The sequence below is a fragment of the Pseudomonas sp. B21-010 genome, assembly GCF_024749325.1.
GTDB classification, from domain to species: domain Bacteria; phylum Pseudomonadota; class Gammaproteobacteria; order Pseudomonadales; family Pseudomonadaceae; genus Aquipseudomonas; species Aquipseudomonas kilonensis.
In genome coordinates, this window is record NZ_CP087198.1 from 6202428 (window position 1) to 6223537 (window position 21110).

The following is a 21110-nucleotide window of genomic DNA, read 5'->3' on the forward strand; positions in this document are numbered from 1 at the left end:
ACCGGGCCGTTGACCTGATACAGCTCGGTCTCATGCAGGTTGAACTGCTTGAGCAGGTAGTCGGACAGGTGTTTGGGGCAGGTATCGGCCACCTCCAGGCGCACCGCATCACCGTAGCGACGGGAGAACAGCTCGCCACGCAGGGCGCGGGCCAGGTCTTCGACGTCCTCGGTGTCCACCGACAGGTCGGCGTTACGCGTCAGGCGGAACTGGTAGCAACCCTTCACCTTCATGCCCTGGAACAGGTCATCGGCGTGGGCGTGGATCATCGACGACAGGAACACATAATTGTCGCCAGGGCCGCCGACGTCTTCCGGCACGCGGATGATGCGCGGCAGCAGGCGTGGCGCCGGAATGATCGCCAGGCCGGAATCGCGACCGAAGGCGTCGATGCCTTCGAGCTCGACGATGAAGTTCAGGCTCTTGTTGACCAGCAACGGGAACGGGTGCGTCGGATCGAGGCCGATCGGGGTGATGATCGGCGCGATCTCGTCGCGGAAATAGCGGCGCACCCAGGTCTTGATCTTGGTGTTCCAGTTGCGGCGACGGATGAAGCGCACCTGGTGCTTTTCCAGCTCCGGCAACAGGATGTCGTTGAGGATTGCGTATTGCCGGTCAACGTGGCCGTGGACCAGCTCGCTGATGCGCGCCAGGGCCTGGTGCGGTTGCAGGCCATCGGCGCCGGCCTGTTCACGGGCGAAGGTGATCTGCTTCTTCAGGCCGGCGACGCGGATCTCGAAAAACTCATCCAGGTTGCTGGAAAAGATCAGCAGGAACTTCAGCCGCTCCAGCAGCGGATAGGACTCGTCCAGCGCCTGCTCCAGCACGCGGATGTTGAACTGCAGTTGCGACAGCTCCCGATGGATGTACAGGCTGCTGTCATCCAGGTTGGGAATCACAATCGCCGGGGCCGGTGCGGGCTCGACGACAGCCGGGGCAGCAGGCTCCAGCGTCGGCGGTGTCTCGGCAATCTGCTCGACCACGGGTTGAGCATCTTTTACGGCAACTTCGGAGAGTCCTTCGGTATTCATCGCAAGTTCCTGGGAGGCTATTTCTGCTCTCGTAACAATTGGGCGGCGCGCACAGCAAAGTAAGTCAGGATGCCATCAGCACCTGCGCGCTTGAAAGCGGTCAAGGACTCCAGGATCACCCCTTCGCCCAACCAGCCGTTCTGGATCGCGGCCATGTGCATCGCGTACTCGCCGCTGACCTGATAAACAAAGGTCGGCACTTTGAATTCGTCTTTGACCCGGCAAAGAATGTCGAGGTAGGGCATGCCAGGCTTGACCATGACCATGTCTGCCCCTTCTGACAAGTCAGCCGCCACTTCGTGCAAGGCTTCCTGACTGTTGGCCGGGTCCATCTGATAAGAGGCCTTGTTGGCCTTGCCCAGGTTCAGGGCCGAGCCGACCGCGTCGCGGAACGGGCCGTAATAGGCGCTGGCGTACTTGGCCGAATAGGCCATGATCCGCACGTTGACGTGACCGGCCACCTCGAGGGCTTCGCGGATCGCCTGGATGCGCCCGTCCATCATGTCCGACGGCGCCACCACCTGGGCTCCGGCCTCGGCATGGGACAGCGCCTGCCTGACCAGTGCATCGACGGTAATGTCGTTCTGCACGTAACCTTCTTCATCGAGGATACCGTCCTGCCCGTGGGTGGTGAACGGGTCCAGCGCCACGTCGGTGATCACCCCCAGCTCCGGGAAGCGCGCACGCAGGGCGCGGGTCGCGCGTTGGGCGATGCCCTCCGGGTTCCAGGCTTCGGCTGCGTCCAGGGACTTGAGTGCCGGCGGTGTGACCGGGAACAGCGCCAGCGCCGGAATGCCCAGCTCGACCCAGTGGGCGGCCTCTTCGAGCAGCAGGTCGATGGTCAGGCGTTCCACCCCGGGCATCGACGCCACCGCTTCGCGACGGTTCTCACCGTCCAGCACGAATACCGGCAGGATCAGATCATTGGTGGTCAGCACGTTTTCACGCACCAGCCGACGCGAGAACTCATCACGGCGGTTGCGACGCAGGCGGGTAGCAGGGAACAGACGATTGGCGGGGGTAAAGCTCACGGCAGACTCCTGAGCCCGTGCTGACGGGCGAGCGTGACAGTTATAAGCGCCCATTATGACGAAGACATTACAGTTATGTGCACCTGCGTCCTGTCGTCGCAGTTATTGTCATTGTAGGAATTGTTCACGTCGAGACACATTTCGATACTTTCCTGAATGTGCCTGAAGGGTTAGGCTGCGCGTTCATTTCGCCAGCACCCAGACAATGCTCCAACAATTTCTGCATGACTTCGGCTACTTGGCCCTGTTTATCGGCACGTTCTTCGAAGGCGAAACCATCCTCGTGCTCGCAGGTTTCCTGGCGTTCCGCGGCTACATGGACATCAACCTGGTCGTCGTCGTGGCGTTCTGCGGCAGCTACGCGGGCGATCAGCTGTGGTATTTCCTGGGGCGCAAGCACGGGCGCAAGCTCCTGGCCCGCAAACCGCGCTGGCAGTTGATGGGGGATCGGGCGCTGGAGCATATTCGCCGGCATCCGGACATCTGGGTCCTGAGCTTCCGTTTCGTCTATGGCCTGCGCACGGTGATGCCAGTGGCGATCGGCCTGTCAGGCTATCCGCCGGGTCGTTACCTGTTGCTCAACGGCATCGGTGCGGCGATCTGGGCCACGGCGTTGGCCGCGGCCGCGTACCACTTCGGCGCAGTGCTCGAAGGTATGCTGGGCAGCATCAAGAAGTATGAATTGTGGGTACTCGGCGCACTGCTGGTGCTGGGCCTGGTCTTGTGGCTGCGCCGACGCCTCAAGACTGCGCGCCTGGCCAGGAAAGTCCTCGAAGCCGAGCGCCTGGAGCAAGCCAGGTCCGGCGAATCTACGACGCCAACCGAGTAAACCGGGTACGGCAGCAATACAACCCGATGCCGCTGAGCAGGCTGTAGCTGAGCAGCCCGGCCCAGGCACCATGGCTCATCACAGCGCTGGCCGGCCACAACCCGGCCAAGGGAGCCAGCCATACCAGCGGCAGGTTCGAGGCTAGCCGCAACAGCTCCAGCCGCAACACCCACGGGCGATTCTCCAGGGCGACGCCCAACACGAACAGACCAAACGCCACCGCGCCCCAACCCAGCACCAGGGCGGCGACCGGCAGGCTGGTTTCAAGGTTCATCAGATAGCTGCCCAAGGCAATGTAGGCGCAGAACTGCAGCCCCACGTACCACTGCTGGCGAGCATCCAACGGCACTTCGAATTTGCGGAACTGGCTCAAGTCCGGCTTGTTCAGCGGGTGCCTGGCCGCGACGTCCGCCGGTCGCCAACCGGTGGGCATGAACCAGATCCGCAGCTTGTCCCACCAATGCCCGGCCCGCCGCGCATCCGCCCATAGCTGTGCATAGAACTGCAGGTTGGCCCACAGCGGATTCCAGCTCGCCAGCGGCGTGGTCACGCCGAAAATCACCGGTTCGTTGGCGTCTTCTTCCTGGAAGGTGCCAAACAGACGGTCCCAAATAATGAACACCCCGCCGTAGTTGCGATCCATGTAGAGAGGGTTCTGTGCATGGTGGGCACGATGATTGGACGGCGTGACGAAGCACCACTCCAGCCAGCCGAGCTTGCGAATGTGCTGGGTGTGGACCCAGAACTGGTACAGCAGATTCAATGCCGCGACGCTGACAAAGACCACCAGCGGCACGCCCAGTACGGCGAGCGGGACGTAGAAGATCCAGCTCAGCAGGAACCCGGTGCTGGTCTGGCGCAACGCCGTGGAAAGGTTGTAGTCCTCGCTCTGGTGGTGCACCGAATGAGCGGCCCAGAGGATGTTGCGTTCATGGCCCATGCGGTGCAGCCAGTAATAGCAGAAGTCATAGAGCACAAAGGCAAACACCCAGGTCCAGGCCCGGTCGGCAGGCAGTTCGATGACAGCCAGGTGCTTCAACGCAAAGGCATAGGTCACCAGCCCCACACCTTTGGTCAAAAGGCCCGTAGTGGTCGACAGTACGCCGGTACTCAAACTGTTGATCGCGTCTGCCACACGGTAGTGGCTCACGCCCCGCCAGCGATCGGCCAGCAACTCGACGGCGATCAACACGAAGAAGAACGGCACGGCATACAGGATGAAGTTCATGACGCAACCCGGACATGCAAGGCAGGGAGATAGTCGGCAGATTAGGTGTAGCTGCCCGATCCCCCTATGGCAACGAGTGACAAATTAGTAGACATTTAACGCCATGAATCTGGAGAAAAGCCCATGAGCAAAAAAATTGCAGTGATCCTTTCCGGCTGTGGCGTGTATGACGGCGCCGAGATCTACGAAAGCGTGATCACCTTGCTGCGTCTCGATCAGCGTGGGGCTCACGTCCAGTGCTTCGCCCCCAACATTGCCCAGTTGCACGTGATCAATCACCTGACCGGCGAGGAAATGCCCGAGAGCCGCAACGTGTTGGTGGAATCGGCGCGGATCGCCCGGGGCAATGTGAAGGACTTGCGTGAAGCCAAGGCCGAGGATTTCGACGCCCTGATCATACCCGGTGGGTTTGGCTCGGCGAAAAACCTCTCCAACTTTGCCGTCGAAGGTGCTGGCTGCACGGTCCAACCAGAGGTCCTCGCGCTGACCGAGGCCTTTGCCGAGGCCGGCAAGCCGGTCGGGTTGATCTGCATCTCCCCGGCCCTGGCGGCGAAAATCTACGGCCCGGGCGTGGTCTGCACCATCGGCAACGACGTCGACACTGCCGCCGCAGTGACCAAAATGGGGGGCACTCACGAAGAGTGCGCCGTCACCGATATCGTTGAAGACCGCGCGCGCAAACTGGTCAGCACCCCGGCCTACATGCTGGCGCAGAACATCAGCGAAGCGGCTTCCGGCATCAACAAGCTGGTGGACCGGGTGTTGGAGCTGACGCACGAGAACGACGCCTGACCCCACCACCCCTTTCCTGTGGGAGCGAGCTTGCTCGCGATAGCGGTGGGTCAGCTACATTTGCATTGGCTGATACACCGTATCGCGAGCAAGCTCGCTCCCACAGGGGTTTGGGCATGACTCAAGGCAATCGGGTCAGGCGCGTCAGGATCCGATCCAGTGCATTGGCAAACCCCTGCTTGTCCCGCTCGCTATAAGCCGCCGGGCCGCCACCCATATGCCCCTGTTCACGCAAATCGGTGAACAGGTTGCGCACCGCCAGTCGGTCGCCCATGTTCTGGGCATCGAACTCCTTGCCTCGTGGATCCAGGGCGGCGACGCCCTTCTTCACCAACCGGTCGGCCAAGGGCACGTCGCTGCAGATCACCAGTTCACCCGGCTCGGCGTGCTCCACCAGGTAATCGTCCGCCGCATCAGGGCCACTGGGCACCACGATCAGCTTCACACAGGCCAGGGCCGGCTTGATCTGCGGCTGACCGGCCACCAGCACCACCTCGAACCTGCGCTTCAAGGCGAACTTGACCACCAGTTCCTTCGCGGCCTTGGGACAGGCATCGGCGTCGATCCATACGCGCATTGGGGTTGCTCCTCTTTAAATGCATCGCGAGCAAGCTCGCTCCCACAAGGACAGCCTACATCCTGTGGGAGCGAGCTTGCTCGCGATAATGAGCGCAGCGAATGTGTTTCAGGAAACCTGGACCCGACGTTTCTCCACCACCCAACTGCGCCCATACAGCACCATGATCGCCAGGATCGCCACCACTTGAGCGGCCAGCGAATAGGCATCGGCATGAATGCCCAGCCAGTCGAAATCGAAGAACGCCACCGGATGGGTGCCGAAGATCCCGGCCTCCTGCAACGCCTTCACGCCATGACCGGCGAATACCACCGACAGCGCGCACAGCAACGCGGCATTGATGCTGAAAAACAATGCCAGGGGCAGTTTCGCCGAGCCGCGCAGGATCACCCAGGCCAGCCCCACCAACAACACCAGCGCCGTCGCGCCGCCGGCCAGCACCGCGTTGTGCCCGGCGGGGCCCGCTTGCAACCACAGGGTTTCGTAGAACAGGATCACTTCGAACAGTTCGCGATAGACCGAGAAGAACGCCAGGATCGCAAAACCAAAACGACCACCGCCACCCACCAGGCTGCTCTTGATGTAGTCCTGCCAGGCCGCTGCGTGGCGACGGTCGTGCATCCACACGCCCAGCCACAGCACCATCACACTGGCGAACAACGCCGTCGCGCCTTCAAGCAGCTCACGCTGGGCACCGCTGACGTCGATCACATACGCCGCCAGCCCCCAGGTCGCCAGGCCGGCCAACAGCGCCAGGCCCCAACCGGCGTTGACGCTGCGCACGGCCGACTGCTGGCCAGTGTTGCGCAAGAACGCCAGGATCGCCGCCAGCACCAGGATCGCTTCCAGCCCTTCGCGCAGCAGAATCAGCAACCCGGAGATGTAGCTCAGCGACCAGCTCAAGCCATCGCCGCCCAGCAGGCCGGCTGACTCCTTCAACTTGGCCTTGGCCGCGTCCAGACGCTGTACCGCCTGCTCGATTGGCAAACCGTCCTGCAAAGACTGACGGTAGGCCATCAGGGACTTTTCGGTGTCCTTGCGCACGTTGGCGTCGACGTTATCCAGCGAGCTTTCCACCAGCTCGAAACCTTCCAGGTAAGCCGCTACCGACAGATCGTAGGCCTGGTCGTGGTCACCAGCACGATACGCCGCGATGCTTTTATCCAGGGTGGCCGCCGTGTAGTCGAGCAACTGCGCCGGGCCACGTTGCACCTGCGGCGGCTGGGCACGCTGGGCACGGAACGTCGCTGCCGCAGCGGGGCCTTGCGCGGCGAGGACTTCGACCGGGGTCTGGCGCGCCAGGTCAGCGAGGTTGAAGACCTGTTCACTTTTGGCGGCGGCCGGGTCGGCGCTGAAGCTGGCGATGTAGGTCGCCAGGTCCCAACGTTGACGGTCGTCGAGCTGATCGGCGAAGGCCGGCATGTCGGTGCCTTCGATGCCCATGCCGACGGTGTTGTAGATCGCATAGAGACTCAGGCGGTCCAGGCGCTGGGCATCCCGCATGTTGGCGGGCGGCGGTTCCATGCCGACACCGGCAGGGCCGTCGCCGGCACCGTTGGCCCCATGGCACACCGAGCAATGCTGGGCATACAGCGGCGCACCGCGGGAGGGATCGGGGGTGATGACCGGCGCCTGGCTGACTTCATATGCCACCGCCAGCTTGGCCCCTAGTTGCCGCGCCAGGCGCGCGACATCGCCGCCGTCCTGGCGCTGGGTGATCGCGCTGCGCAAGGTGTCGATACCCAGGGTCAATTCAGCCTTTTCCGGTTTGGCCGGCAGCCCGGCGATCAACCCTGCCAGCACCTGGGTGAATTCCAGCTGCTCACGGTATTCCCCGTCCTCGATGACCTTGCCTGCCTCGACTGTCGCCGGGTAATCCGCGCCGATGTAATCCAGCAAATGCAGCGCCTGGGGGGCGCCCTCGACGGTGTCGGCCAGCAGCGACGTGCTGCACAGCGCAAGCAATGGCAGAGCAAGCCAGGCCAGGAAACGGAACGGCGCAGTCATGAATGACTCTCGATTGGTAATAAGAAGTAACACATTGTTCACTTCCAATGACTTTGGCTCAAGAGCCGATGTGCTTTGACGGCACATTTTCATCGGATTCCTGCTTTGGAGGTGATGTCACAAAAACAGCATTTCGAGATTGAAAAGCCATTACATAGCCAAGCGCCATGTTTATAATCGCGCCGCCTTCTTATTGTTCGATGGCATAAAAGCTCCTCTTCTTATGAGGAACCGACAACGTCCCGACGTTTGTCCGTGGGATCGCTCCAGCCCGACCCGCAAACCCCGGCTGTTACTCAGGGAAGAAATGTTCATGGCATCCCGTGCCGTTTTTTCGATCGCCCTCGGTGCGATCACCTTGTTGTCCGGCTGTTCGGCCTTTCGCAACTACGACAGCGAATTGGCCCAGACCAACCAGCAACTGGCTTCCGGCAACGTCGACGGCGCATTGACGCTGCTGGAAAAGAACAACACCAGCCAGGACAAGGACCTGCTGTATTACTTCGAGAAAGGTGAGCTGCTGCGCGCCAAGGGCGACCTGTCCGGCAGCCAGACGGCCTGGACCAGTGCCGATCAACAGGTTGGCCAATGGGAAGACGCGGTCAAACTCGACACGGCCAAGTACCTGGCCCAGTTCGGCAGCTTCCTGGTCAACGATAAAGTCCGCCGCTACGAAGGCTACGATTACGAAAAGGTCATGCTGACCACGCAGATGGCGCTGAACCTGCTGGCCGTGAATGACTTCGACGGCGCGCGGACCCAGATCAAGAAGACCCACGAACGCGAAGCGGTGATCGCCGACCTGCGGGACAAGGAATACCTCAAGCGCGAGGAAGACGCCGAGAAGCAAGGGGTCAAGACCGAATACAAGGACCTCAAGGGTTACCCGGTGGCCAGCCTCGACGCCCCGGAAGTGGTCAGCCTGAAAAACAGTTACCAGAGCGCGTTCAGCCATTACCTGGCCGGCTTCGTCTATGAAGCCCTGGGTGAAAAGGACCTGGCCGCACCGGGTTACCGCAAGGCCGCCGAACTGCGCCCCAACACGCCGCTGCTGGAGCAGGCCCTGCTCAATCTCGACAAGCCTGCCGCCAAGAACGATGACAGCGACATCCTGATCGTGGTGCAGAGTGGCCTGGCCCCGTCCCGGGACTCGATCCGCATTCCCCTGCCCTTGCCGATCAGCGGCAACGTGGTCATCACGCCATTGTCGTTCCCGCTGATCAAGCCTGACACCTCCACGGCCACCTTCAGCCAGATCGGTGTCGACGGTCGCCAGTTGGACCTGACCCAGCTCAACAGCACCACCGCCATGTCCCGCCGCGCCCTGCGCGACGACATGCCGGGCATCATCCTGCGCACCACCGTGCGCGCCGTCACCCGTGGCGTGGCGCAAAAGCAGATCAACGACACCAATCCCCTGGCCGGCCTGGCCGTCGGCCTCACCTCGGCCGTACTCGAAGGTGCCGATACCCGAACCTGGCGCACCCTGCCCGACTACACCCAGGTGGTGCGCCTGCGCCTGAAGAAAGGCGAGCACCAGGTCACCTTGCCAAGTTCGGTGGGCGGCTCGGTGGTCAAGGTCACCGTCGACCAGCGCTACCAGGTCATCAGCCTGCGGGCGGTGGGTAACCAGGTGTTCGCCGGTGGCCTGGCTGCCCAGGTGATGCCAAGCGCCAACCCGACCGCCATTGCCCTCAAGCAACCTTAAGAACGGAGTCTTGTTCACATGCGTTTAAAACTGATCGCCGTCGGCGCCCTGGCCTTGCTGGCCGGTTGCGCCACCCCGCCACCACCGGAGCCGGGCAGCGCCGCCAGCAAGGTCGTGGCGATGGGCAAGACCAAGAACATTGTGGTCGGCGCCATGCGCGTGGCCCGGGAAAACGGCTACATGACCGTCAATGTCCAGTTGAGCAACACCAGCTACAACAACAAGACGATGTATTACCGCTTTGCCTGGCTGGGGCCGGAAGGCTTTCCGATCGCCGAGGAAGAAACCTGGAAAAGCCTGACGCTGTACGGCGAACAGACCAGTTTCCTGCCGGCCATCGCACCGACACCCAAGGCGGTGGATTTCCGCTTGGAAATCAATACCCCGTAAGACGCAAAAAACTGTGGGAGCGAGCTTGCTCGCGATAGCGCTGGATCAGCCAGCCATGATGTGACTGACACACAGCTATCGCGAGCAAGCTCGCTCCCACAAAAAACGCCCGAGTGACGCGTTACTCCTTTTTCAGTTTTCGAGAGCACCCACATGTTTGTACGCATTTCCTCCCTCGCCCTCGCCGCCTTGCTGGTCAGCGGTTGCGCCAACAACTCGCCGGTCCTGGGCAACAAGAACATCAGCTACGGCGACACCAAGGCCGTGGAAACCGTGACCAACGAGTTCGGCTCCACCGACCTGCAAATGATCGCCGAGTCCATGACCCGCTCCCTGGCCCAGTCCGGCATCCTGCAGGGTCGCCCGGTGGTCCAGGTCTATGACGTGAAGAACAAGACCAGCGAATACATCGACACCCGTGAAATCACCACCAGCATCAAGACCCAGCTGATGAAGACCGGCGCTGCCCGCTTCGCCAGCGACAACACCGCCATGGACAGCCAGGTCGACCAGCTCAAGCTGCAGAACCAGAGCGGCCTGTACAAGAAAAGCACCGTGGCCAAGACCGGCAACATGATCGCTGCCAAGTACCGCCTCGAAGGCTCCATCAGCTCGATCGTCAAGCGCAGCAGCGACTACAAGGACGTCTTCTACAAATTCAGCCTGCAATTGATCGACGTCGAAAGCGGTCTGGCCGAGTGGATGGACGAAAAAGAAATCCGCAAGACCACGGAGCGTTAAGCCATGCGCACATGGATAGGTATCATGGCCCTGGCCTGCGCATTTGGCGCGCAGGCGGCCCCGAAAGTCGCAGTGACCGACCTTGCGTTCCAGGAGCGGGTGGAGGAGTACATCCACACCGTTTCAGCGCAGAGCAACTTCCAGGCGAACCCTTACAGCGCCAGCGCTTCCTCGAGCTACGACGAGATGGAAGCCACCAGCAGCTACATCGAGCAGGGCGAGCTGCGCAAGTTCACTGGCGACATCAAGGGCGAGATCCTGCGCAGCGGGATGTTCCAGCTGACCCAGGGCACGCCCTACACGGCGGCGTCCAAGGGCGACGTCTATGACGTGATCAAGCGCATCAAGGCCGGGAACTTCAAGGGTGCCGACTACGTGCTGTTCGGCACGGTGTCGGACATCGACTTCACCCGCGACATCAACGAGCTGGCCAATACCGACAGCTACTCGGCGGTGCTGGCACTGACCCTGGTGGCAGACTTCAGCCTGATCAACACCAAGACCTACGAAATCACCTCGGCCTTTACGGCCATGGGCGAAGGCCAGGACACCAAGCTGTTGAACCACCGGGACGTGCACATCAGCCTCAACCGCCCGCGGGTGGTGCGCGATGTGTCCAAGGCCCTGGGGGAAGACGTGGCGCGGCAACTGAGCGAACAGCTCGGCGGCCCGAGCTACCAACAACCCAGCGAGCCGATACAGCGCAACAACCTGCCACGGGATACGGCACCGGTGATTTTGCGTTGAGCCTTACCGTCGGGTAGCTCTTCAGCTGCTTCTGTGGCGAGTTGGATGCTTTTGCTTTTGTGATGAGCTGGATGCTTTTGCTTTTGTGGCGAGGGAGCTTGCTCCCGCTGGGCTGCGAAGCGGCCCCAAGATCTTGCGGTCGCTGCGCAACCGAGCGGGAGCAAGCTCCCTCGCCACAAAAGCCACCTACAAAAGCTACCTCGCCGCAGGCCGTGCTTTATGCAGCGGCCTTTCTGATCGTCGCCAGCAAACCCGCCGCGCCAATGAACATACCCGCAAAGGCACGGTTCATTCGCCGCTGCTGTTTCGGGGTGCGCAACAGCCGCAAGACTTTGGACGCCAGCCCGGTGTACCCGGCCATGACGATGAGGTCGACGACGACCATGGTGACACCCAGGATCAGGTATTGCTGGATCAACGGGGTATGGGGATTGATGAACTGCGGCAACACCGCCAGCATGAACACCAGCGCCTTGGGGTTGCTGATGTTGACCAGGAAGCCGCGAAACACCAGGGCCAAGGGCTTGCCGATAGGCCGCGGGCCCGTATCGTCAGTCATTTCACCGGGAATGGCGCGCCACTGTTTGACACCCAGGTAGAGCAGGTAGGCCACGCCGAACCATTTGATTGCATAGAACGCAGTGGCCGACGCCGTAAGAATCGCGCCAACACCGGCGGCGACGACCACGATTTGCGAGGCCAGCCCCAATTGCAGGCCCAAGGCGTTCCAGTAACCACGCCAGAAGCCATAGCGCAGCCCGCTGGACATCGATGCAATAGCGCCGGCACCCGGCGAAAGACTGATCACCCAGCACGCAGCGAAAAACGCCAGCCATGTTTCCAGCACCATTGCACTCCCCGGCTCGAATTCGTCGAAACGACTAAGCTAATGCGCCACCAGGCCGTTGACCACCGTTTTTTTGCACAAGCAATTAAGCCGGTATGAACCGTGGCGAGGGAGCTTGCTCCCGCTGGGCCGCGAAGCGGCCCTATGCGTTATTCGACGAAACCACCCACCGGAAACGCCTCGCTGCCGCGCCAGCGCCGCACCGAACGCTGGAAGAACAGGCTGTTGGGCACTTGCACCATGGCGCTGCCGGTGCCGAGTTCCTCGGGTTCGATCAGCGTGGTGTACAGCAGATTGATCGCCACCACGCGCCCCTTGATGCCGGGCTTGTCGGTGGTATCCACCAGCTCGACCACATCGCCCAGGCGAAACGGTCCGACGGTGTAGATCAAAACGGCGCAGAACAGGTTCGACAGCACGCTCCAGATGGCAAAGAACGCCACCGCTGCCACCGCGACGAAGCCCGACAGTGCAGTCCATAGCACCGTGGCCGAGACGCCCAAGCGTTCGAGCACCACCAGCACCGCAGTGCCCATGATCAGCCAGCGCAGCACACCCCGCAGGATAATGACCAGTTGGGGTGGGAACGGGTAACGCTCACCCAGGCCTGTAAGGGTCCGCGCCACGACACGCTGCGCGACATAACCGGCCAGCAGGATCAGCAGGATTTGCACGCCCAGCCAGATCGGTTCGATCCACATGACGGGCACAGGCAGCGCCAACGCTTCCATCAGGACAACGCCTCCAGCTCCGCTTGCAGGTTTTCCAGCAGTTCCAGCGCTTGCATCCACGCCTCCTCGAGCTCCGCTTCCCGAACCTTCAGCTTGGCCTGCTCGGCCAGCAGGTCGCGCAACTCATCCTTGCGCGCCGCCTCGTAGAGACCACTGTCGCCAAGGCTGGTTTCGATCTTTTGCAGTTTTTCATGCAGCTTGCCCAACTCGGCTTCGAGTTTGTCGGCCTCACGCTTGTGCGGCGCCAGTTGCTGGCGCAATGCGGCGGCGGCCTGGCGCTGGGCTTTCTTGTCGGTCTTGTCCGGATTGACCGGCGTGCTGCTGACCGGCGCGTTGCGCTGACGGTATTCCACCAGCCAACGGGCGTAGTCTTCCAGGTCGCCGTCGAACTCCTCGACCTTGCCGTCGGCCACCAGGAAGAAATTATCCGTGGTGCTCTTGAGCAAATGCCGATCGTGGGACACCACCAGTACCGCGCCACTGAATTCCTGCAAGGCCATGGTCAGGGCCAGGCGCATCTCCAGGTCCAGGTGGTTGGTCGGTTCGTCGAGCAGCAACAGGTTTGGCCGGCCCCAGGCGATCAACGCCAGTGCCAGGCGCGCCTTTTCGCCACCGGAGAAATTCAGCACCGGTTCGTCGATGCGCGCCCCGCGGAAATCGAAACCGCCGAGAAAATCGCGCAGGACCTGCTCGCGCTCGGTCGGTGCCAGGCGTTGCAGGTGCAACAGCGGGCTGGCCTTGGAATCCAGGGAGTCGAGCTGATGCTGGGCGAAGTAGCCGACCACCGTGTTCTCGCCCCGGGTCAGGCGCCCGGCCAGAGGCTCGAGTTCGCCGGAAAGGTTCTTGATCAGGGTCGATTTACCGGCACCGTTGGGCCCCAGCAGACCGATCCGCGCACCCGGGGTCAGTTGCAGCTTGACCTTCTCCAGCACGGTCTTGTCGCCATAGCCCAGGCGCGCGTCGGACAGGTCGATCAACGGGCTGGAAATCTTGGTCGATTCGCGGAAGACAAAATCGAACGGCGAATCGACGTGGGCCGCCGACAACTCTTCCATCCGCTCCAGCGCCTTGATCCGGCTTTGGGCCTGGCGGGCCTTGGTGGCCTGGGCCTTGAAGCGGGCGATGTAGCTTTCCATGTGCGCACGTTGCGCCTGTTGCTTCTCGTAGGCCTGCTGTTGCTGGGCCAGGCGTTCGGCACGCGCGCGCTCGAAGGCGCTGTAGCCGCCGCGGTACAAGGTGAGCTTGCGCTGATCGACATGGGCCACGTGATCCACCACCGCGTCGAGGAAATCACGGTCGTGGGAAATCAGCAGCAGCGTGCCCGGGTAACTCTTGAGCCAGTCTTCGAGCCAGATGATGGCGTCGAGGTCCAAGTGGTTGGTCGGCTCATCGAGCAACAGCAGATCCGAAGGACACATCAAGGCCTGGGCCAGGTTCAGGCGCATCCGCCAGCCACCGGAGAAGTCTCCGACCTGGCGATCCATCTGCTCATTGGTAAAGCCCAGGCCGGCGAGCAATTTGCGCGCACGGGCATCGGCGGTGTAGCCGTCGGCGCTGTCGAGTTCCGCGTGCAGGCGGGCCTGTGCGGCACCGTCGTGGGTCGCTTCGGCCGCAGCCAGGTCGCGTTGTACCTGGCGCAGGCGCAGGTCGCCATCGAGCACGTAGTCCACCGCCAGGCGCTCGAGGGTGTCGACCTCCTGGCGCATGTGGGCGATGCGCCAATCAGCCGGCAACAGGCAATCACCCGAGTCCGGGTGCAGCTCGCCTCGCAGCAAGGCGAACAGGCTCGATTTGCCGGCGCCGTTGGCACCGATGAGGCCGGCTTTGTGGCCGGCGTGCAGGGTCAGCTCGGCGTCTTCTAGCAGACGTTGCGGGCCACGCTGTAAAGTCAGGTTCTGAAGTCGGATCATAATGGCGGCGGAGTCTACCAGCTTCGCTCGCAACTGGCGCGAGTAGCACGATGTCCCCAGACCTGTGGAGCTTTTCCCTCGACCTCTATGCCAAGCCTGGCGTAGAGCCCGCCTGCCTGGCGTCACAAGACGCCGGCGCCAACGTCTGCCTGCTGCTGTGCGGCCTGTGGCTGGCGCAGCGCGGCGTGGCCTGCAATGAACACAGGCTGCAGCAGCTTCGACGATTGGCCAAGCCTTGGGATGCCGAGGTGGTGCGGCCACTGCGCACGCTTCGTCGCCAATGGAAAACCAGTGCCCTCCAGGACACGGCACTCAATGGCCTGCGCGAGCAAGTCAAACAACTGGAGTTGGCAGCCGAACGGCAATTGCTGGAGCGATTGGAAGCACTGGCCAAGGATTGGCCCGGGACACAACAGAACGATTCAGCGCAATGGCTGCAAGGGCTGGCGGCGAATGCCGGGCCAGCGAGCCGCGACGCGCTGCATCAGCTGCGCGTCGCGGTGTCCGGCACTTAGGAAGCGCTGGTTGGGGTGCTGCTGCTCGGCGCAACGGCGGCGGATGGGCTGGTCGCCGCGGCCGGAGTGCTGGCGGTTGGAGCCGGTGCCGCGGTCGGAGCCGGTGTCGCTGGCTTGGCGGCTGGCGCAGTCGCAGGTTTTGCGGCGGCTGGCTTTTTCACGGCAGGCTTGGCCGCTGGCTTGGCGGCAGGTTTTGCAGCGGCCGGCTTCGCAACAGCTGGCTTGGCAGCCGGTTTTGCCGCAGCGGGTTTAGCCGCTACTTTGGCGGGTGCTTTGGTAGCGACTGGCTTGGCAGCCGTTTTCGCAGCGGGCTTGGCCGCAGCCGTTTTGGTTGCCGCAGGCTTCGCTGCTGGTTTGGCAGCAGGCTTGGCGGTAGCAGGTTTTGCAGTGGCTTTTACCGCCGCTTTGGCAGCAGGTTTAGCGGCAGCGGTTTTCGTCGCGGCAGGTTTGGCGGCGGCGGTTTTAGCGGCAGGTTTGACCGCAGCTTTTGCCGCTGGTTTTGCAGCAGCTTTTGCCGCAGGTTTGGCGGCGGGTTTTGCAGCAGCTTTTACAGCGGGCTTGGCGGCAGCAGGTTTAGCGGCCGCCGTTTTTGCGGCAGGCTTGGCCGCCGCTTTGACAACTGGTTTTTTTGCCGCAGGTTTTGCAGCACTGGCAGCGACCGGTTTGGCAGCAGGCTTGGCAGCGACTTTGGCCGCAGCTTTTGCCGCGACGGGTTTAGCCGCCGGCTTCTTGGCCGATACAGCGGCAGGCTTGGCAGCACGAAGCGTCAGCGCCTTGCCTGCGGCTTCTTGAACACGACCGACACCCTGGGCCAGTTTCAGGCTTTCCTGGGCATCACGCTTGAGTTGCAGAATGTAGGTGCGGGTCTCGGACTGACGATCCTTCAAGGCATCGAGCAGGTCTTCGAGTTCTTTCACGACCTCTTTGGCCTTGGCTTGTGCCTTGGCCTTGCCAGCGGTGGCTGCGTCTTGCAATTTGGTGCGCGACTTATGCAGTTTTTCTTGCGCTTTGCCGCGTTGTTTTTCAAGTTTGGCGAGCAGTTTTTCAGCATCAGCCAGGGCTTGGGAGCAGGCATTTTCCAGATGTTCGAGCAAGCTGCCCGAGAGTTGTTGGAGCAAGTGCAACGGAGTGTTTACAGGCTTCTTGGTGGCCGACATGGTTTACCTCCTGACTGACGTGAGTGCGGCTCATACTAGACCTCTGCTTCAACCGCCGCTAGGGCATGTTGACAGTACACAAGACGTTGCGTTGCAAGGGACGAAAAATCTTCTGCGCCAGTGCCTTGGCAATCCACCTCTATAGATATCGGCACTGGCATAATTCCTCGATTCGAGGCCGGAGAGCACACATGTCGCGTCACCTGTTTTTATTCCTGTGCATGGTTTGCTCGACGGTCCAGGCCGTTGAAAAACCCAGCGCAAACGATGCCCACGATTTGGCTTACAGCCTGGGCGCGAGCCTCGGCGAACGCCTGCGCCAGGACGTGCCGGACCTGCAGATCAAAGCCTTGGTCGAAGGCTTGCAACAGGCCTACCTGGGCAAGCCGCTGGCCCTCAAGGATGAACGCATCGAACAGATCCTGGCCGAGCACCAGGCACAACTGAATTCGCAATCGACAACGCCACAGATCGACGCCGCGTTGAAAACGGAGCAGAAATTTCTCAATGAAGAAAAGAACCGTCCCGGCGTCCAGCAACTCGCAGACGGCATCCTGCTGACCGAGATCAAGCCAGGCCACGGCGCGAAGGCCGGCCCTCACGGCAAGGTCCAGGTGCTGTATACCGGTCGCTTGCCGGACGGCACCGTATTCGATTCCAACCACCAGGCGCAGTGGTTCAACCTCGACAGCGTGATTGACGGCTGGCGCAGTGCATTGCCGCAAATGCCGGTAGGCGCAAAATGGCGGCTGGTGATTCCGTCGACCCTGGCCTATGGCGCCGAAGGGGCGGGAGATGTGATCCCGCCGTTCACGCCACTGGTGTTTGAAATCGAATTGTTGGGCGCGACGACCTGACGCCGACCCAATAAAAAACGGTGCGCAATGCGCACCGTTTTTTCATGACCGCGAAACCGTCAGGCCTGGACCGCGGCTTCTTCCTTGTGAGCGTTGTGCAGCACTTCGATCAGGCAGTCTTCCAGTTCGAAACGCTCGTGCAGCAAGCCGCCCAGCTCCTTGAATTTTTCCGCTACGCACTTGCCTTCATCGCACAGGTCGTTGAACGCCAGCAACTTTTCGGTGATGACGTCGATGCGCGGGTAGATCTGCTCGGCGAGTTCCAAGCCGCGCTTGTCGTTGAAGGCCTTGGCCTCGCCCGTCAGTTGTTCGTAGATCTCGAAATGACCGGCAGACACATAGTCGACCAGCACACCGCAGAACTCCTGCAAGGGTTTGCGGCTTTCGCTCAGCGCTTCAGGCTTATCGCCGAGGGCATCGTAGGCCCGAACCAGTTCGTGACGCTCCTGCAGCCAGCGATCGATCAGCAGATGCACCCCACCCCAGCGTTCCTGAGCATTCTGACAACTTTCGAGCATGGTGATTTCTTCCCTTGTGAGTCATGCCACTCGCAGCCTGTGCACGCCTGATGATCAGGGACAAGCCAGACACAACATGATCGAGCGACACAATTCCAATAACACGTGCGGGCCAGATTATGCCCGCACGACAATGGCTTCAAGGTACGCAGGAGATAATGTTCATACAAGTGTTTAATCCACGGCCCGGAGCATCTGCGACGTATCGCCGCTGAGCGGTCGTACCAGAGCACTCCAGGCAAGGCGCAGCAGTAGATAGGCCATCGCGCTGGACACCGCGAGAAAAAACAACAGGCTCCATTCGGGGATACTCAGGTCAAGCAGCGTCCAGGTGATATTCGCGCAATCGACCGCGCCGTCGAGGACGCGATGCAACGCGCACCACCACGAATCCATCAGCTTGGGCTGGGCAACACAATCAGGAAACGGCTCGAACGAATGGCTTTGCATCAAGACCTGGCGCCCTGCCAGGGTCATTCCCCCCGTCGCAAAAACCAACCCTGCCGCACCATAGAAGAGACTGCCTCTTTGGCCTGGACCGTGTACGCATGCCACAAGGCTGTTCGCCAGGAACAGCATCAGGCACAACCGCTGCAAGACACACAGGCTGCAAGGCGTCAGGCCGACCGAATACTCCAGATAAGTGGCGATGCCCAAAGCCAGGGCTGCGGCGATGGAAGCCATGAAAAACAAGAAGCGTGAGCTGGCCAAAGACATGGCGGTTCCGTAACAGAAGAGACAAGCAGTTACGGTAGAGGAAAGCCCTCGGGCCTTTCAAGGCAGGCCCGCGCAGACACTTCACCAGGGATGTAGGGAATTCCCGACAGGCCAAAGAGGATTCAGCGCGATGGGCTGTAGGACTTTACTGATGGCATGACCAAAGCCCCAAAACCAGGGCGGTATTCGCACCCGGTTCTGGGTTGCCTGGGGGGATGTCATCGCGAGCAAGCTCGCTCCCACAGGGGGTTGGCGGTGGCCAGGGATCAAATGTGGGAGCGAGCTTGCTCGCGATGGCGATCTTCAATTCACCACAGGCCTCTCAGCCGAGCGGGAGCAAGCTCCCTCGCCACAATGGTTCATACCATTTTCAAGAATGAATCATGCCCCTCTCAAGTGGACAACACCTGAGCCGGAACCGGCAACGGCGCGGCCAGCAGGCGCTCGTCCAGCAGCCCCAACCCCTCCTGGAACAACTGGTTGCTACGCTCGGCATCGCCCAGTTGCGCCAGCAATCGCGCCAGTTCAGCACAGGCTTCGGGGTTGCGTTGGACGCGCAAGCTGCTTTCCAGATAGTCCCGCGCCTTGCCCCACAAACTGTTCTGCAGGCATAGGCGCCCCAGGGTCAGCAGCAGGCTTGGATCAGCCGGATGATCCTTGAGCCAGCCTTCGGCCGTTTGCAACTGACGGACAGGATCATTGCCCCGAACCAACCCATACAAGCGCGCCAGATGGCTGTCGTAGTGACGCTTGAGCGCACTTCGCAGCACCTCTTCGGCCTCGACCTGGGCCCCCAACTGGCGCAACTGCTCGGCATAGGCCAGCACCAGCGCCGACTCCTGGCGCTGCGCGGAGGTCAGTTGTTGCCAGGCGCGATTGAGCGACTGCAAACCGACGCTGCCGTCCTCCTCACGGTGGGCTGCCAGGGTGAGGTTTTCACCCCAGGCACGACGTTCCAGTTCCGCCAGTTCAGCTGGCGGCAGGACCTTGTCCTTGCGCAGCTCCGGCAACAGCCGGATCAATGCCGACCAGTCGCCGCGCTGCTGATGCAGTCGTTGCAATTGGCGCAGGACCTGGACGTTATGGGGATGACGCTCATGCATGGCCTGCAGCGTGGTCAACGCGCCGTCGGTGTCGCCTCGGTCCGTCTGCAGTTGCGCGTGCGTCAGGGCAATGGCCAGTTCCGCCTGGGGCTGACGCTCCAGGGCGCGCTCGAGCAAACTGTCGCTCTGTTCGTAGAGACCTTGTTCGTTGGCCGCACGGGCAGCACCGAGGTAATACAGCAGCGGCTGGCGCTCGGCTTCGGCCGCACGATGCAGGTGTCGTTGGGCACTGGCCCAGCGACCTTCGGCCAGGTCCAACTGGCCGTGCTCGATCGCCACTTGCACCCGCCGGCTGCGGTTGCGCCGCGACCACGGGTTGACCACGCCGCTGGACGTAGTCACCAGCCCGATCAGCGCCCTCAGGCCTCGCCACACCAGCCAGAGCACCGCCACCAGCGCCAGGGTGACCCACAGGCCGGCTTCATAACGGAAGTTCTTGTACGCCACCAGCACGTAACCCGAATGCTCGGCAATCGCCACGCCCAGCAAGGCAGCGGCAGCGATGACCACGAACAGAATCACGTAGAGACGCTTCATGGCGTGGCCTCCTGCGCGCCAGGCGCGGGCAGCGGCTTGACCGATTCCTGGGCATTGAGGTCGCGGCGCTCAAGGTAAGCCTGGACGCTGCTCAGCGTGCCCGTCAGGTCCGGGGTGACCACCGTCACCGGCTGCTTGGACAGCTCACCCACGCGTTCGAGCATGATCTTGCTTTGCGGGTTGTCCTGGTTGAAGTTGTTCTTCAACACGTCCCGAGCCTCGGTCAGCGCCTGGGTGTAGACCGGCGCCTGACCATTGAGGGCGGCCCATTGCGCCTGCTCCAGCGCCAGGCTCAAGGCCAGGCGCACTTGCACGAGGCTTTGCCCGGCCAGCAGCGGACGAACATTCTCATCGGCGTTGAAGTCGATACGGATATAGCGCGAGATCTGGTCCCACCACTGCGCCCAACGACTGGCGCCATCGCCGTCGGCGGTCAGGCCCAGCAGGGATTCACCGCGGTCCTTGTACTCGGGCGCCAGCTCGGTCAGCTCCAGGACCTGGTCACGCAAGGCGCCCAGTTGCAGGAACAGCCCGGTGCGATCCGGTTGCTCGGTGCTGCGCAACGCGGCGAGGGTCTTGGCCAGTTGCTCGCGGGCGGCGAACGAACCGGGGTCGTTCTGCTCGCGCAGGATTTCGTCCGCCCCCTGGACCAGCGCCTGGGCACTGTTGATGTCCTGCAGGGCAGAAAGACGCAGGCTGGCCAGGCGCAACAAGTGCTCGGCCTCCGCCAGGCGCCAATCCTTGCGGCTGGCACCGAGCACGGTTTCCAGGCGCTGGTTCAGGTGCTGCTGGTCACTTTGCAACTGGGCCACCAGGCGCCGCCGCTCCTCCAGCTCTTCGGCCGGGGGCAATTGCGCCAGGCGCTCGCTCAGGCGTTGCTCGTTGAGCTTGAGGCTCTGGGCCTGGTCATTCAGTGCCTGGACCTGGGCGGACTGCTGCTGGTTATTGGTTTGCAGATGACGCACCTGCCACACGCCCCAACCGCCCACGGCCACGCCAGCAGCCCCGAGCAGCAATGCAACAATGGCCAACCCGTTACCGCGACGCGGCGCCACTGGAGGCGGAGTTTCAACCGGCGCATCGATCGCTGGCTGGTCTAGATCTTCTTTTGGCAAGGCTGTTTCGCTCACGTATCCA

The 21110-nt window shown here is 62.0% G+C and carries 20 protein-coding genes and 1 pseudogene; 8 read left to right on the forward strand and 13 right to left on the reverse strand.

The features are described from left to right. Window positions 1-35 precede the first annotated feature (35 nt). Window positions 36-1031 (reverse strand): annotated as a pseudogene (locus tag LOY50_RS27785) (RNA degradosome polyphosphate kinase); the annotation flags it as partial. 17 nt (window positions 1032-1048) lie between these two features. After that, window positions 1049-2062 (reverse strand): porphobilinogen synthase, encoded by a 1014-nt coding sequence (gene hemB / locus LOY50_RS27790; RefSeq protein ID WP_253470317.1) that lies wholly within the window; start codon window positions 2060-2062, stop codon window positions 1049-1051. A gap of 205 nt (window positions 2063-2267) precedes the next feature. Here hemB and LOY50_RS27795 point away from each other — a divergent pair, with 205 nt between their 5' ends. Then, a complete protein-coding gene (locus LOY50_RS27795) occupies window positions 2268-2891 on the forward strand; it encodes a DedA family protein (RefSeq protein ID WP_258689726.1) in 624 nt (207 codons plus the stop codon). Here the strand turns inward: LOY50_RS27795 and LOY50_RS27800 are convergent. After that, on the reverse strand, window positions 2872-4119 hold the full coding sequence (locus tag LOY50_RS27800) for a sterol desaturase family protein (RefSeq protein WP_258689727.1): 1248 nt from the start codon (window positions 4117-4119) through the stop codon (window positions 2872-2874). The two genes, LOY50_RS27795 and LOY50_RS27800, sit on opposite strands and share 20 nt — an antisense overlap. 123 nt (window positions 4120-4242) lie before the next feature. On the opposite strand from LOY50_RS27800, the gene elbB reads away from it, so the two are divergent. Then, window positions 4243-4911 carry an isoprenoid biosynthesis glyoxalase ElbB gene (elbB, locus tag LOY50_RS27805; RefSeq protein WP_214510071.1) on the forward strand — a complete coding sequence of 223 codons (669 nt, stop codon included), beginning with the start codon at window positions 4243-4245 and terminating at the stop codon, window positions 4909-4911. 121 nt (window positions 4912-5032) lie between these two features. Here elbB and LOY50_RS27810 read toward each other — a convergent pair whose 3' ends face one another. Then, window positions 5033-5488 (reverse strand): YaiI/YqxD family protein, encoded by a 456-nt coding sequence (locus LOY50_RS27810; protein WP_253470322.1) that lies wholly within the window; start codon window positions 5486-5488, stop codon window positions 5033-5035. A gap of 108 nt (window positions 5489-5596) precedes the next feature. Continuing rightward, complete coding sequence (locus LOY50_RS27815; RefSeq protein WP_258689739.1) at window positions 5597-7495, reverse strand: FTR1 family protein; 1899 nt, start codon at window positions 7493-7495, stop codon at window positions 5597-5599. A gap of 313 nt (window positions 7496-7808) precedes the next feature. Between LOY50_RS27815 and LOY50_RS27820 the strand changes: the two genes are divergently transcribed. The 4 genes from LOY50_RS27820 (at window position 7809) to LOY50_RS27835 (ending at window position 11081) form a co-directional block, all read left to right on the forward strand. After that, window positions 7809-9203, forward strand: coding sequence for a COG3014 family protein (locus tag LOY50_RS27820; protein WP_214510074.1), 1395 nt, complete (start codon window positions 7809-7811; stop codon window positions 9201-9203). Between the two features lie 18 nt (window positions 9204-9221). Beyond that, on the forward strand, window positions 9222-9593 hold the full coding sequence (locus LOY50_RS27825; protein ID WP_003206754.1) for a YcfL family protein: 372 nt from the start codon (window positions 9222-9224) through the stop codon (window positions 9591-9593). Window positions 9594-9746: 153 nt separating this feature from the next. Continuing rightward, a complete protein-coding gene (gene lpoB / locus LOY50_RS27830) occupies window positions 9747-10334 on the forward strand; it encodes a penicillin-binding protein activator LpoB (protein ID WP_003177333.1) in 588 nt (195 codons plus the stop codon). A gap of 3 nt (window positions 10335-10337) precedes the next feature. Continuing rightward, window positions 10338-11081, forward strand: coding sequence for a penicillin-binding protein activator LpoB (locus LOY50_RS27835; RefSeq protein ID WP_253470325.1), 744 nt, complete (start codon window positions 10338-10340; stop codon window positions 11079-11081). Between the two features lie 217 nt (window positions 11082-11298). Here the strand turns inward: LOY50_RS27835 and rhtB are convergent, their stop codons facing one another. From rhtB to LOY50_RS27850, 3 genes are all read right to left on the reverse strand, one after another. Beyond that, window positions 11299-11931 carry a homoserine/homoserine lactone efflux protein gene (rhtB, locus tag LOY50_RS27840; RefSeq protein ID WP_258689741.1) on the reverse strand — a complete coding sequence of 211 codons (633 nt, stop codon included), beginning with the start codon at window positions 11929-11931 and terminating at the stop codon, window positions 11299-11301. Window positions 11932-12077: 146 nt separating this feature from the next. After that, window positions 12078-12659, reverse strand: a complete 582-nt coding sequence (locus LOY50_RS27845) for a mechanosensitive ion channel family protein (RefSeq protein ID WP_212798107.1) — start codon at window positions 12657-12659, stop codon at window positions 12078-12080. After that, window positions 12659-14569, reverse strand: coding sequence for an ATP-binding cassette domain-containing protein (locus tag LOY50_RS27850; protein ID WP_258689751.1), 1911 nt, complete (start codon window positions 14567-14569; stop codon window positions 12659-12661). The genes LOY50_RS27845 and LOY50_RS27850 overlap by 1 nt, the downstream gene beginning before the upstream one ends. A 50-nt stretch (window positions 14570-14619) precedes the next feature. On the opposite strand from LOY50_RS27850, the gene LOY50_RS27855 reads away from it, so the two are divergent. Beyond that, on the forward strand, window positions 14620-15084 hold the full coding sequence (locus LOY50_RS27855; protein ID WP_258689753.1) for a TIGR02444 family protein: 465 nt from the start codon (window positions 14620-14622) through the stop codon (window positions 15082-15084). Here LOY50_RS27855 and LOY50_RS27860 read toward each other — a convergent pair. Further along, window positions 15081-16241 (reverse strand): AlgP family protein, encoded by a 1161-nt coding sequence (locus LOY50_RS27860; protein WP_258689763.1) that lies wholly within the window; start codon window positions 16239-16241, stop codon window positions 15081-15083. The two genes, LOY50_RS27855 and LOY50_RS27860, sit on opposite strands and share 4 nt — an antisense overlap. Before the next feature lie 191 nt (window positions 16242-16432). Here LOY50_RS27860 and LOY50_RS27865 point away from each other — a divergent pair, with 191 nt between their 5' ends. Further along, complete coding sequence (locus LOY50_RS27865; RefSeq protein ID WP_253470329.1) at window positions 16433-17098, forward strand: FKBP-type peptidyl-prolyl cis-trans isomerase; 666 nt, start codon at window positions 16433-16435, stop codon at window positions 17096-17098. Between the two features lie 59 nt (window positions 17099-17157). Here the strand turns inward: LOY50_RS27865 and LOY50_RS27870 are convergent, their stop codons facing one another. The 4 genes from LOY50_RS27870 to LOY50_RS27885 all read right to left on the reverse strand — a co-directional run bounded on the left by LOY50_RS27870 (window position 17158) and on the right by LOY50_RS27885 (window position 21103). Beyond that, entirely contained in the window at window positions 17158-17616 is a 459-nt protein-coding gene (locus tag LOY50_RS27870; RefSeq protein WP_003206770.1) for an Rsd/AlgQ family anti-sigma factor, read from the reverse strand. 174 nt (window positions 17617-17790) lie between these two features. Then, window positions 17791-18333 (reverse strand): disulfide bond formation protein B, encoded by a 543-nt coding sequence (locus LOY50_RS27875; protein ID WP_258689765.1) that lies wholly within the window; start codon window positions 18331-18333, stop codon window positions 17791-17793. Window positions 18334-18725: 392 nt separating this feature from the next. After that, complete coding sequence (locus tag LOY50_RS27880; RefSeq protein ID WP_214510082.1) at window positions 18726-19973, reverse strand: heme biosynthesis protein HemY; 1248 nt, start codon at window positions 19971-19973, stop codon at window positions 18726-18728. Next, complete coding sequence (locus LOY50_RS27885; protein WP_253478339.1) at window positions 19970-21103, reverse strand: uroporphyrinogen-III C-methyltransferase; 1134 nt, start codon at window positions 21101-21103, stop codon at window positions 19970-19972. The genes LOY50_RS27880 and LOY50_RS27885 overlap by 4 nt, the downstream gene beginning before the upstream one ends. Between the last annotated feature and the right edge of the window lie 7 nt (window positions 21104-21110).